Source organism: Hyphomonas pacifica (assembly GCF_000682675.1).
Lineage (GTDB): Bacteria > Pseudomonadota > Alphaproteobacteria > Caulobacterales > Hyphomonadaceae > Hyphomonas > Hyphomonas pacifica.
This window is the reverse complement of record NZ_AWFA01000026.1, coordinates 21,883-34,409: the sequence shown is the minus strand read 5'-3', so window position 1 is coordinate 34,409 and position 12,527 is coordinate 21,883. Positions and strand designations below refer to the sequence as shown.

The window sequence follows — 12,527 nt, the reverse complement described above, 5'->3', positions numbered from 1 at the left end:
CCGGCCCCCGTGTGAGCAGAGGGGCAGTATGGGACGGGGAGCTATCAGACGGATTGGGCTTTGGCCCTCTGTCGCTACATCCTTCGACTTCGCTCAGGATGAGTTTGGTGCGCGGGGGAAGAAGAGAAGTGCTCTCGGCTCGAGCGAAGTCGAAGCACGAGCGCGGTGTGGGGATTGCATCCCTATCTATCCCACAAACTTACGTACCTGCCGCCCTGGACCCCGGCATGCGCCAAGGTGAGCGGAAGAGAGGGAGTGGGCTCACAGGGCGCGGCATGCATCACAAACGGGCCTGCTTCAAAAAATTCAGGCGGTTTCCGCGATGTCATGCAGGAAATACAGCAGGGTGCGACCCATTTACCCCTTATCGCGTATAGACATTGTGCAATTGCGAAAAAGGCGTGATCGGTAAGGTATGACTTCAGATAAACAGCCCCCACAGGAAAGCCTGGACCCAACAGACTGGGAGGCCTTTTCCGCCCGTCTGCACAGCATGCTGGACGCCGCCATTGGCAAGATGCGCACCGCCAGCGAAGGCCGTGTCTGGACGGAACCACCGGAAGACCTGCGCGCGAAATTCAGCCTGGATGGGGCCCCGCGCAGCCCCGACGAGGTGGACAGCACGCTGCGTTATCTGTTGCCCTATGGCGTGGGGAATACGCATCCGCGTTTCCTCGGCTGGGTACATGGGTCAGGCACGCCTGCCAATCTGGCCGCAGACATGGCCGCCGCCGCAATGAATGCGAATACCGGCGGGCGCAATCATGGCGCCATTCAGGTCGAGCGCGAGGTGATAGACTGGTGCCGCCGCCTCTATTCCTTTCCAGAGACCACAACCGGCCTGATCGTTTCCGGCACGTCCATGGCGACCATTATCGGCCTGAAAGTGGCGCGCGACAGCCAGCTTGACTTTGAAAGCCGCAGAGGCGGCGTATGCGGACAGAAACTTGTCGGCTACACTTCCAGCGAAGCCCATGCCTGTATTGCGCGGGCGTTTGACATGCTGGGCCTTGGCTCAGATGCCCTGCGTCGCATCCCCGTCACGCCGGACCATATTATGGATGTGTCAGCCCTGAAGGAGATGATCGCAAAAGACCGCGCCGAAGGCTGCACCCCGTTCATGATCGCCGGAACCTGCGGATCCGTGAATGCGGGCACGATCGACGACCTTGATACGTTGGCAGATATTTCGCATACGGAGAATTTATGGTTCCATGTAGACGGCGCCTTCGGTGCGCTCGGCATATTGAGCGAGCGCCTGCGTCCGCGCCTGAAAGGGCTGGAACGCGCAGATTCACTGGCTTTCGATTTCCATAAATGGCTGCATGTGAATTATGATGCCGGCTGTATCCTTGTTCGGTCTGGCGAGGCGCATCTGCGCAGTTTCTCTGACAGGCCGGATTATCTGAAATCCAGCGAGCGCGGCCTGGCAGCCGGAAGCCCCTGGCCTGTCGAATTTGGCCCGGAACTGTCACGCGGCTTTCGCGCCCTGAAAGTGTGGGCGCATATTGCCGAACATGGCGAAGAAAAGCTCGGCCGTCTTATCACCCGAAATTGCGAGCAGGCCGCCTATCTGGGCGAACTGGTGCAGGCGGCGCCGGATCTGGAGCTTCTGCTGCCTGTCTCGATGCAAATTTGCTGTTTCCGCTATGTGCGCGCCGGCCTCAGCGATGAGGCGCTGAACACGCTGAACGAGGATATCGTCATGCAGCTGCAACTTCAGGGCATTGCGGCACCCTCGACTACACGGATCAGCGGACGCCTGGCCATTCGCGTGAACATCACCAACCATCGCACGCAGTTTTCAGACCTTGATCTGCTGGTGCGCGAAATCGAGCGGATTGCTGCCGACCTGACATCTGACTGAAGCTTTATTTGAACCTTGACCTCAGCGGCCCTACTTATGGGCCATGACAGTTGTAATCGAAATGGTATCGGACCTCGTTTGCCCCTGGTGTTGGCTGGGCAAGCGCAGGATTGAAGGCGCAATCGCCCTGACCCCGGATGTCGACGTTCAGTTGATCTTCCGCCCCTATGAGCTGGACCCGTCGGTGCCGGCGGGCGGTGTCGACTATAAGGAATATATGCGGGAGAAATTTGGCTCTGATGAGGGCAAGGAGCGCGCCAGCGCGATGCGTCAGGCCCTGATCGACTATGGCCAGGAAGAAGGCATCCCCTACCAGTTCGACAAGATTACTCGCCGGCCCAACAGCTTTGATGCCCACCGCCTGGTGCGCTGGGCGCAGGGCCAGGAGCAAGGCTCCGCCGCCAAGGAAGCGCTGTTCAAGGCTTTCTTCCATGACGGGCGCGACATTGGCGATCATGAGGTGCTCGTGGATATTGCGGGCCAGATTGCCCTGGACCAGAAAATCGTCGCGGATCTGCTGGCCACAGATGCCGATGTTGAAAATGTGCGCAATGAGGCCAATCTGTTCCGCCAGATGGGCGTGACCGGCGTGCCGACCTATATCGCCAACCGCCAGTTCGCCGCCCAGGGCGCGGAGACCTCCGAAAAGCTGGCGAAATTCATCCGCCATGCCGCCACCCACGAACCGGAAGAACGCCCTGCGGGATAAGCTGGCTGGCAACAGAACAAACAAAAACGCCGCCCCGGTCTGGAGCGGCGTTTTTTGTGTCTGGTATCGCGCTGGCCTTAGTGGACCAGGGCGGCCTTCAGGCTTTCGAGATAGTCGAAATGTTCCTGCAGCGTGATGCGTGCGGAATCATCCTTGTCGAGGGACTGGATCTTCAGCAGCGTGGCATCGATCTCTTCCTGAACGCTGGCCGCTGTCACGTCTTCCAACAGACGGGCTTCCTCAGCGAGGATGGTGAGGCCTTCGGAGGTGACGTCCGCAAAACCACCGCGCACGAAAATGCGCATCTTGGTGGTGCCGTTCTCAAGCACGCGGACAACGCCATTTTTGAGCGTGGTCATGAAGGGCGCGTGGTTGACCAGCACGCCGAACTCACCCTCAGAGCCGGGCGCGATCACATGGTCCACCTCGCCGGAGAAAACCTCCTTGGCGGGGGAAACGAGCGAAAAGTGGAGTTTGTCGGCCATACTCTCTTGATCCTTGGATTTCACTCAGGACGCTCCGGCGAAGGGATTGTCCAGTGTCCGCCCCCGCCCGGCTTGTTTGCCAGGACGGGAACGGGAAATTGGGTGACTTACGCGTCAGCCAGCATTTTCTCGGCTTTGGCTTTCGCCTCTTCCATATTGCCGACCATGTAGAAGGCCTGCTCGGGCAGGTGATCATACTCACCGGCGATGAGGCCTTTGAAGCCAGCAATCGTGTCTTCCAGTTTCACCTGGACACCCGGGGAGCCGGTGAAGACTTCAGCCACGTCGAACGGCTGGGACAGGAAGCGCTCAACCTTACGGGCACGGGCCACGGCCAGTTTGTCTTCCTCGGACAGCTCGTCCATGCCGAGAATGGCGATGATGTCCTGCAGTTCCTTGTAGCGCTGGAGGATCTCCTGCACGCCACGCGCAACATTGTAGTGATCTTCGCCGACGATCATCGGATCGAGAATACGGCTGGTGGAGTCCAGCGGGTCCACGGCCGGATAGATACCCTTCTCGGCGATGGCACGGTTGAGAACCGTCGTCGCATCAAGGTGGGCAAAGGACGTGGCAGGCGCCGGGTCGGTAAGGTCGTCAGCCGGAACGTAAACGGCCTGAACCGAGGTGATGGAGCCCTTGGTCGTGGAGGTAATACGCTCCTGCAGGCCACCCATGTCGGTTGCCAGCGTCGGCTGGTAGCCCACAGCGGAAGGAATACGGCCGAGAAGTGCGGACACCTCTGCGCCGGCCTGCGTGAAGCGGAAGATGTTGTCCACGAAGAACAGAACGTCTTTGCCTTCTTCGTCGCGGAAGTATTCCGCCTGAGCCAGACCGGTCAGAGCCACACGCGCACGGGCACCCGGAGGCTCGTTCATCTGACCATAGACCAGAGCAATACGGCTCTCGCCTTCCAGGTCGATAACCTTGGATTCGATCATCTCGTGGTAAAGGTCGTTCCCTTCACGGGTACGCTCACCCACACCGGCGAACACGGAGTAACCCCCGAACAGTTTCGCGATGTTGTTGATCAGCTCCATGATCAGAACCGTCTTGCCCACACCGGCACCGCCGAACAGGCCAATCTTGCCGCCCTTCACATACGGGCAGAGCAGGTCAACAACCTTGATGCCCGTAACGAGCACTTCGGACTCGGTCGACTGGTCAACGAATTCCGGCGCTTCCGCGTGGATCGGACGACGCATGTCGGTATCCACCGGGCCACGCTCGTCGATCGGCTCGCCGATGACGTTCATGATGCGGCCGAGCGTTGCCGGACCAACCGGAACGGTGATCGGGCTGCCGGTATCGGCAACAGCCTGACCGCGCACCAGACCCTCTGTGGAGTCCATGGCGATGGTGCGGACAGTGCTCTCACCCAGGTGCTGGGCAACTTCCAGCAGCAGGCGGTTGCCGTTATTATCTGTTTCGAGCGCGTTCAGAATGGCGGGCAGTTCGCCGTCGAACTCGACGTCGACAACAGCACCGATGACCTGAGACACGCGGCCTTTGGCGTTTGCGGGAGTGCTCATGCGGGTCGTCTCCTTTGGAGCGGGTATAAGGATACAGTCTGGGCCATGCTAGAGTGCCTCGGCCCCGGAGATGATCTCGATCAGCTCCTTGGTGATCTGCGCCTGGCGGGCGCGGTTATATTGCAGCGACAGCGAGTCGATCATTTCGCCAGCATTGTTGGTGGCGTTGTCCATCGCGGTCATGCGGCTGGCCTGTTCACCCGCAGCACTCTCCAGCATTGCGGACAGGATCTGCGTGTTGATGTAACGCGGCAGCAGGGTTTCGAGAATGCCCTCTTCTGACGGCTCGTAAATGTAGAGCGCGTTACCGACTTTGGCATCCTCAGCCTCTGCCGGCATGGAGGCCGGGATCATCTGCTGCGCCGTCGGCACCTGGCTGAGGACGTTCTTGAACTGGGAGTAGATGAGCGTCGCAACATCAAACTCGCCAGCCTCAAAATCCTTAGTCAGCTTCTTGCCGAGGCTGATGGCTGACTCCGAAAAGTCTCCACCCTTCACCCCGGACAGATCGGCATGACCAACAAACAGGTCGCCATATTCGCGGGACAGCTGTTCGCGCCCCTTCTTGCCGACCGTGAGGATCTTCACGGTTTTGCCTTCGGCGCGGAGTTCACCAATCTTCTGCTTGGCCAACTTCACCACATAGGTGTTGAAGCCACCGGCAAGACCACGTTCTGCCGTCAAAACGACGATCAGATGCGTATCTTCCGAACCGGTGCCGGTCAGCAGTTTCGGCCCGCCCGCACCGGCAGACGCAGACAGGTTTGCGAGAACCGAGGCCATACGCTCGGCATAGGGCCGCGAAGCTGTTGCGGCCTCTTGTGCGCGCTTCAGCTTTGCCGCGGCCACCATTTGCATGGCCTTGGTGATCTTCCGCGTGGATTTCACGCTGGAGATCCGGTTCTTGAGGTCCTTCAAGCTGGGCATGTCAGGCCTTCGTTCTTCGTTCTCGGTCTACGGGCGATCAGGCGAATTTCGACGTGAAATCGTCGAGCGTCTTCTTGATCTCGGCTTCGATGTCGTCCGTCAGAGCTTTCTCATCGCGGATTTTTTTCAGAAGGTCAGTCTTCGCGCCGCGCACGTGAGCCAGCAGCTCTTTCTCGTAGCGGGTGACATCCTTCAGTTCGACCTTGTCGAGGTAGCCACGCGTACCAGCGTAGATCACGATAACCTGCTCTTCCATCAGCAGCGGCGAGTATTGCGGCTGCTTCAGAAGTTCCGTCAGGCGGGCACCACGGTTCAGCAGGCGCTGGGTTGCGGCGTCGAGGTCGGAACCGAACTTCGCAAAGGCGGCCATCTCACGATACTGGGCGAGTTCGCCCTTCATGGAACCGGCAACCTTCTTCATGGCCTTCGTCTGGGCTGCAGAGCCCACACGGGACACGGACAGACCGACGTTCACAGCCGGGCGGATACCCTGGTAGAACAGGTCCGTCTCAAGGAAGATCTGACCGTCAGTGATGGAGATCACGTTGGTCGGGATGTAGGCAGACACGTCATTGGCCTGGGTCTCAATGATCGGCAGAGCCGTCAGGGAGCCAGCACCGGCAGCGTCACCCATTTTGGCGGCGCGCTCCAGCAGACGGCTGTGCAGGTAGAACACGTCACCCGGATAGGCTTCCCGGCCCGGCGGACGGCGCAGCAGCAGGGACATCTGGCGGTAAGCCACAGCCTGCTTGGAAAGGTCATCATAGATGATCAGGGCGTGCTTGCCGTTGTCACGGAACCACTCACCCATGGCGCAACCGGTAAACGGTGCGAGGTATTGCATTGGAGCCGGTTCGGATGCCGTGGCAGCCACAACGATCGTGTAGTCGAGGGCACCGCGCTCTTCGAGCGTCTTGACCACCTGGGCCACGGTCGAACGCTTCTGACCAATAGCAACGTAGACGCAGAACAGCTTCTCACTGTCGTCTTTCGCCGCGTCATTGGTCGCTTTCTGGTTCAGGATGGCATCAACGCAGACAGCCGTCTTGCCGGTCTGGCGGTCACCAATGACCAGCTCGCGCTGACCACGACCGACCGGGATCATGCCGTCAATGGCCTTGATACCCGTCATCATCGGCTCATGCACGGATTTACGCGGGATGATGCCTGGCGCTTTCACGTCAACACGGGCACGCTCAGCAATATCCGTGATCGGACCCTTGCCGTCGATCGGCTCACCAAGCGCGTTCACGACGCGGCCCAGCAGGCCCTTGCCGACCGGAGCCGACACGATCTCGTCGAGGCGCTTGACGGTGTCGCCTTCTTTAATGCTGCGGTCATCACCGAAGATAACGACACCCACGTTGTCGCTCTCCAGGTTCAGGGCCATGCCCTTAATGCCGCCATCGAATTCGACCATTTCGCCGGCCTGAACGCTGTCAAGGCCATAGATACGGGCGATACCGTCGCCGACTGACAGAACCTGGCCGACATCGGACACTTCGGCTTCAGCGCCAAAGCTTTCGATTTGCGACTTCAGGATGCCCGAAATTTCTGCTGCTGAGATATCCATCGAGCTACTCATGCTCCCTTCATGGCGGTGTTCATGCGATCCAGTTTGGCGGCGAGGCTGGCGTCAACGAGTTGAGAGCCGATGCGCAGCTGTATGCCACCGATCAACGAGGGGTCTACCTCGCTGGAAAGTTCCACCTCGCCGCCAACGGCCTTGGCGAGGATTGATTCGATGCGCTGACGCTCGGCGCCAGACATTTCCTTTGCAGTGCGAACAACTGCGCGCTTCACGCCGCGCTGCTTCGCATACAATTCGTCAAAGGCGTGCTGCGCGTCGACAATATCACGCGCACGACCATTCTGGGCCATCGTGCCGATAAATTTCGCCAGCAGGTCCGTCATGCCGGCTTTCTTCGCCACTTCAGCCAGAGCCCTCACCTTCTCATCGCGAGAGAAAGCCGGAGACTCCAGAAGACGGGTCAGGTCCTGGGACTCCTCAGCCATGGCGACGAACGCCTTGTAATCATTGTGGACGTCGGCGACGGCGCCTTTGTCCTGAGCGAGTTCGAAGAGGGCGCTGGCATAGCGCCGGGCAGCTTCACTCGCGTGTGTCACTTTGTTTGCAGCCAAGGTTCGGTCGTCCATGGTTGAATCAGGCCGGATTAGCCCAGAAAATACAGCGCAGGGCTGCGCACACGCTGTGCGCGCCCACAAAAACTTTGCGCCGCTTAGCATCAGTCTTTCAGCCTGACAACATCGCCGAAGCGCCATTGCCTGCGGCGAACTGGCATTCCCCTACGGCGTCCGCGCCTACAGGAAAGAGTATGGGTCGATATCCACAGACATCCGAACCGGATTCGGCAGCTTCAAACGTGTTGTCCAGACAGCCATATAGGCTGAAAGATCAACATTTCTGGGGGCTTTGACGAGGAATCGCCGCCGGTGACGGCCGCGCAATACCGTAATCGGCGCGGGGGCCGGGCCGAAGACCTCGATTCCCTCCCCATTCGGTGCTTGAGCGATCACTTCCTGCGCCACCTGGTCCACCATCTCGGCTGAGGGCGCAGAGAGAATCATTGCAGCGAGCCGCCCAAACGGTGGCAGGCCCAGTTCAGCCCGCACATCCCGCTCGATCTGAAGGAAGCCATCGCGATTATTGTCTGCCAGGGCCAGCATGGCCGGATTGTCCGGCGCATAGGTCTGCACCAGCGCCCGGCCTGGCCGTTCGGCGCGCCCGGCACGGCCCGCCACTTGGCTCAACAACTGATATGTCCGCTCGCCTGCGCGCAGGTCTCCGCCCTTCATGCCGCTATCGGCGTCCACAACCCCCACCAGCGTAAGATTCGGGAAGTTGTGGCCCTTGGCGACGATTTGCGTGCCAATCAGGACATCTATCTCGCCCTGCTCCATCCGGTCCACGATTCCCCGTGTCGCTTCACCGCCCTGCGCCGTATCTGAGGAGAAAATCTCAATTCGCGCCTCCGGCATCAGAACGCGCACTTCTTCCGCCACGCGCTCCACGCCTGGACCGACGCCCATCAGCGAATCCGCCGCCCCGCAATGCGGGCAGGTCTTGGGCTTCGGAATGGAATAGCCGGTGACATGGCAGACGAGACGTCCGGTATAGCGGTGTTCGGTCAGCCAGTTCTCTGTGCCAGGCGTCTTCAGGCGTTCCCCACAGCTCTTGCAGATGACAAGCGGCGCATAGCCACGACGGTTGAGGAACAGAAGTGTCTGCTCACCCGCCTCGAACGTCTCCTGCATGGCCCGGATCAGGTGCGGCGACAGCCAGTGATTCCGCTCCGGCGGTGCGCGTCGCAAATCCACCAGCTCCACATCCGGCAAGCGCGACGCACCGGGGCGTGCAGACAGCTGTAGCCGCGTGTAGCGGCCGAGTTCCGCATTCACCATCGTCTCCAGCGCAGGCGTGGCCGAAGCCAGTACAACGACGGCCTCTTCCAGCTTTGCCCGCATTACCGCCATGTCGCGCGCATGATAGGTGACGCCGTCTTCCTGCTTGTAGCTGCCATCATGTTCTTCATCAATGATGATCAGCTTCAGGCGGCGATACGGAAGGAACAGGGCGGAGCGGGCGCCAATAACGATTCGCGCACGGCCATGCACGACTTCCCGCCAGGTGCGGCGACGATCCTTGTCGGAAAGGCCTGAGTGCCAGGGCGCAGGTGCCGCGCCGAATCGCGCCTCGAAGCGTGAGAGAATCGCCTGCGTCAGCGCGATTTCCGGCAGCAAGACGAGGATCTGCGCTTCAGGGTCACGTCGCAACGCCTCTGCAATGGCCTCAAAATAGACTTCCGTCTTGCCGGAGCCGGTGACCCCATCAATCAGAAATGTGTGGAAGCCGCCAGACGCCACGGCGGCCGTCAACTCCTTTGCGGCCTCGGCCTGCTCATCAGTTAGCACAGCGCCGGGAAGGTCCGGGGATGGCTCCGTATAGGGCAGGTCTGTCTCCACAACTTCCGGCCTTAGCGCGCCCGCCTCTGCAAGCCCCTTCACGACACCGGACGAAACCTCTGCGGCAGCCGCGAGCGCTGTTGCGGTCTGCGGGCCAAGCTCCTCGGCGGCGGCGAGAAGGCGGCTGCGCGCCTCGGTCAGTCGGAGCGGTTCCTGCCCGGTCAGATGGTAAACCGTCTCGGTGGGCGATGGCCCAAGCCCGGCCCGTGCGCGCAAGACCATGCCCAGCACATGCCCCGGATGCGAGACTGTGTATTTCGCGGCCCACAGGATAAAATCCCGTATAGATCGCGGCATGGGCGGCGCATCATAGACATGCGCCACCTCTTTCAGCTTGCGGCCCTCACCTGCACTATCGGGCAATATCTCCAGCACAATGCCGAGGCGCTCATACTTGCCAAGCGGCGCCGCAACATAGGCCCCTTCGGGCACAGCCAGCCCTACCGGGATAGCATAATCAAACGGCTCCGGCAGAGGTAAGGGAAAGAGAATTCGCGCGACAGGCATACCCGACTCCTAGCCCCCGTATCGCGCCGCGTCATCCCGCCTTGCGCTGCCCTGCCCCAGCGATACCGCTTGCAAGGTGTTGCGCCGGGCCCTACGCCTTGGATGATGTCAAACGATCTGATTACTGGCTACGAGCCCATGACCTCCATCGAGGCCATTACGGCTGGCCTTGAATCCGTGGGGTATATCTCCACGCGCCCGATTTCCACGTCTGTCTTTCTGGCTCATGGCCTGCGCAAGCCCATCCTCATCGAAGGCCCGGCGGGCGTCGGCAAGACGGATCTCGCCGCTTCGCTGTCGCGCTGGCTGGATGTGCCGCTTCTGCGCCTGCAATGCTATGAGGGCCTCGATGAAGGCAAGGCGTTGTATGAATGGAAGTATGGCAAGCAATTGCTCTACACCCAGATCCTGAAAGAGAAACTGAACGATGTGATCGGCGACGCCCAAACGCTGGAGGCTTCCCTCAGCGAGTTGGGCACGTTCGAAGACCTTTTCTTCTCCGAGCAATTCCTGGAAGCCCGCCCCCTGCTGACCGCCATGCGCCAGTCTGCCGGCAGCGTGCTGCTGGTAGACGAGATAGACAAATCCGATGAGGAGTTCGAGGCTTTCCTGCTGGAAGTCCTGTCTGATTACCAGGTGACGGTTCCGGAAATCGGCACCATTCGGGCGAATGTTCCGCCGATCGTTATTCTGACCTCGAACAATGTGCGGGAGCTTGGCGACGCCCTGAAGCGCCGCTGTCTGCACCTGCATATCGGCTTTCCGGACCACAAGCGCGAACAGCGCATTGTTCAGGCGCGCGTGGAGGGCATCTCCGAAACCCTGCTTGACCAGATGGTCGGTTTTGTCCAGTCCATCCGTAAACTGGATATCAAGAAACGGCCCTCCATTGCAGAGACGGTGGACTGGGCCAAGACCCTGCTACTGCTGCACGCGAACACTCTGGACGAGACCTTTGTGCGCGACACACTGAATGTCCTGCTGAAGCATGAGAGCGATATTGCGGCCGTCACAACGGACATCCCCAAACTTGTAAGGCAGGCCGCAAGCGGACAATCAGCTTCCGGGCGCGCTTCACCATATTGAGGCCGGCATGGACCGGCAGATCACCAGCTTCATTCGCGCACTACGGTCATCCGATGTCCGGGTTTCAACGGGTGAAGCCCTGGATGCCGTGCGCGCCGTCGCCCTGGTTGGCTATTCGGACAGAACACTTCTGAAGGATACGCTTGGCTGCGTTTTGGCTAAGTCACCGGATGAGAAGGTGACATTCGACGAATTGTTCGATCTATACTTCTCGCGCAAGGACACGCCGCTCGGCAGTGGTGAGTCATCCGATCAGAACCAGGAGGCAAACTCCGATACCGCCGCCAAGGACGTCCAGCAGGACCTCGTCGAGCTGATGGAGTCTGGCGACGAAACGGCCATCACGACCGCAATCGAAAAGGCAGCCAGCGCCGCAGAGGTGGACGATATCCGCTTCTCCACTCAGGTGGCCTATTATGCGCAGCAGATGGTGAAACAGATGGGCGGCGAATCCTTGCAGTCCCGCCTGCTGGATGCACTGTCTCAGCATACGGATGAGGGCGAAGCCGAGGCTGAGCGCCTGATCGAGATGCGCCGTGATCTGACCAATCGTGCAAGAGAGCGTGCGCAAAGGGCTTTTGACGTTTTCGGCAAAGGCGAAACCCGCCAGTTCCGCGAGGACTATGCCGCCAGCAAGCGCCTTTCTGCACTCGACCGTTCCGACATGGAGCGTATGAAAGTGCTCGTCGCCAAGATTGCCAAGCGACTTGCTGTAAAGCACTCCCGCCGACGCAGGAAAAAGTCTCGCGGGCAACTGGATGTGCGCCGCACAATGCGGGCCAATGCCGGCATGGACGGCGTCCCCTTCAACGTCATCTGGCGGCAGAAGAAGCGCGAGCGGCCAAAGATTGTTGTCGTCTGCGACGTCTCGGGCTCGGTTGCCCAATATGTCCGCTTCCTGTTGTTGTTGCTATGGTCGATGAAGGATGTGGTTCCGGACCTGCACGCCTTTGCGTTTTCGGGCCGGCTGTATGAGGTGGACGAGTATCTGGAAGACAAGCCCTTTGAGGACGCGATGGCAGAGATCATGCGCGTGGCGGGGCTCGGCTCGACCAGCTATGGTCAGGCCTGGTCAGACCTGAAAGTGGACCATGAACAGCTGATTGACCGCCGCACCACTCTGATGGTGATAGGAGATGGCCGCTCCAATTATGGTGATCCGCGAACGGATCTGTTCCGGGATTTTGCCAGCCGCGCCAAGCGTACAATCTGGCTGAACCCGGAAGGCCCTGGCTTGTGGGGCACCGGAGACAGCGAAATTCCGCGATATCACCCCTACTGCAATCAGATGAGCCATGTTGCGACGCTGAAAGACCTGGAACGCGCCGTAGACGATGTGCTGAGTGCGTATAACTAACCGCCAAGCCACACACACATCAAAGCATGAAAAAAAGCCCCGGTCAGAAACCGAGGCTTTTTCTTTATTCCGT

At 60.0% G+C, this 12,527-nt stretch carries 10 protein-coding genes; 4 read left to right on the top strand and 6 right to left on the bottom strand.

All coding sequences use genetic code 11. From position 1 onward, the window contains the following. Window positions 1-415: 415 nt before the first annotated feature. Both HY2_RS09715 and HY2_RS09710 read left to right on the top strand, forming a co-directional pair. Window positions 416-1,867, top strand: a complete 1,452-nt coding sequence (locus HY2_RS09715) for a pyridoxal phosphate-dependent decarboxylase family protein (protein ID WP_034827117.1) — start codon at window positions 416-418, stop codon at window positions 1,865-1,867. Between the two features lie 43 nt (window positions 1,868-1,910). Beyond that, window positions 1,911-2,576, top strand: a complete 666-nt coding sequence (locus HY2_RS09710) for a DsbA family oxidoreductase (protein WP_034827116.1) — start codon at window positions 1,911-1,913, stop codon at window positions 2,574-2,576. A gap of 77 nt (window positions 2,577-2,653) precedes the next feature. Here the strand turns inward: HY2_RS09710 and HY2_RS09705 are convergent, their stop codons facing one another. From HY2_RS09705 to HY2_RS09680, 6 genes are all read right to left on the bottom strand, one after another. Next, window positions 2,654-3,061 carry an ATP synthase F1 subunit epsilon gene (locus HY2_RS09705; protein ID WP_034827113.1) on the bottom strand — a complete coding sequence of 136 codons (408 nt, stop codon included), beginning with the start codon at window positions 3,059-3,061 and terminating at the stop codon, window positions 2,654-2,656. Window positions 3,062-3,168: 107 nt separating this feature from the next. Beyond that, the gene (gene atpD, locus HY2_RS09700; protein ID WP_034827111.1) at window positions 3,169-4,593 is read right to left on the bottom strand and encodes a F0F1 ATP synthase subunit beta; all 1,425 of its coding nucleotides are present in this window, start codon (window positions 4,591-4,593) and stop codon (window positions 3,169-3,171) included. 48 nt (window positions 4,594-4,641) lie between these two features. Then, a complete protein-coding gene (locus tag HY2_RS09695) occupies window positions 4,642-5,520 on the bottom strand; it encodes a F0F1 ATP synthase subunit gamma (protein ID WP_034827109.1) in 879 nt (292 codons plus the stop codon). 37 nt (window positions 5,521-5,557) lie between these two features. Further along, window positions 5,558-7,093 (bottom strand): F0F1 ATP synthase subunit alpha, encoded by a 1,536-nt coding sequence (atpA, locus tag HY2_RS09690; RefSeq protein ID WP_034827107.1) that lies wholly within the window; start codon window positions 7,091-7,093, stop codon window positions 5,558-5,560. An 8-nt stretch (window positions 7,094-7,101) separates the two neighbouring features. After that, the gene (locus HY2_RS09685) at window positions 7,102-7,677 is read right to left on the bottom strand and encodes a F0F1 ATP synthase subunit delta (protein WP_034827105.1); all 576 of its coding nucleotides are present in this window, start codon (window positions 7,675-7,677) and stop codon (window positions 7,102-7,104) included. A 165-nt stretch (window positions 7,678-7,842) separates the two neighbouring features. Beyond that, window positions 7,843-10,011: a primosomal protein N' gene (locus HY2_RS09680; RefSeq protein ID WP_034827104.1), complete on the bottom strand. Its 2,169-nt coding sequence runs from the start codon at window positions 10,009-10,011 to the stop codon at window positions 7,843-7,845. A 120-nt stretch (window positions 10,012-10,131) separates the two neighbouring features. Between HY2_RS09680 and HY2_RS09675 the strand changes: the two genes are divergently transcribed. Beyond that, a complete protein-coding gene (locus HY2_RS09675; protein WP_081815005.1) occupies window positions 10,132-11,097 on the top strand; it encodes an AAA family ATPase in 966 nt (321 codons plus the stop codon). 7 nt (window positions 11,098-11,104) lie between these two features. Further along, window positions 11,105-12,454 carry a vWA domain-containing protein gene (locus tag HY2_RS09670; RefSeq protein WP_034827103.1) on the top strand — a complete coding sequence of 450 codons (1,350 nt, stop codon included), beginning with the start codon at window positions 11,105-11,107 and terminating at the stop codon, window positions 12,452-12,454. Window positions 12,455-12,527: the final 73 nt, after the last annotated feature.

Excerpts from the sequence above, each read along its gene's own strand:
- HY2_RS09710 (WP_034827116.1), top strand. The coding sequence starts at position 1,911 with ATGACAGTTGTAATCGAAATGGTATCGGACCTCGTTTGCCCCTGGTGT.
- atpA (WP_034827107.1), bottom strand. The coding sequence starts at position 7,093 with ATGGATATCTCAGCAGCAGAAATTTCGGGCATCCTGAAGTCGCAAATC.
- atpD (WP_034827111.1), bottom strand. The coding sequence starts at position 4,593 with ATGAGCACTCCCGCAAACGCCAAAGGCCGCGTGTCTCAGGTCATCGGT.
- HY2_RS09705 (WP_034827113.1), bottom strand. The coding sequence starts at position 3,061 with ATGGCCGACAAACTCCACTTTTCGCTCGTTTCCCCCGCCAAGGAGGTT.
- HY2_RS09695 (WP_034827109.1), bottom strand. The coding sequence starts at position 5,520 with ATGCCCAGCTTGAAGGACCTCAAGAACCGGATCTCCAGCGTGAAATCC.
- HY2_RS09680 (WP_034827104.1), bottom strand. The coding sequence starts at position 10,011 with ATGCCTGTCGCGCGAATTCTCTTTCCCTTACCTCTGCCGGAGCCGTTT.
- HY2_RS09670 (WP_034827103.1), top strand. The coding sequence starts at position 11,105 with ATGGACCGGCAGATCACCAGCTTCATTCGCGCACTACGGTCATCCGAT.
- HY2_RS09685 (WP_034827105.1), bottom strand. The coding sequence starts at position 7,677 with ATGGACGACCGAACCTTGGCTGCAAACAAAGTGACACACGCGAGTGAA.
- HY2_RS09715 (WP_034827117.1), top strand. The coding sequence starts at position 416 with ATGACTTCAGATAAACAGCCCCCACAGGAAAGCCTGGACCCAACAGAC.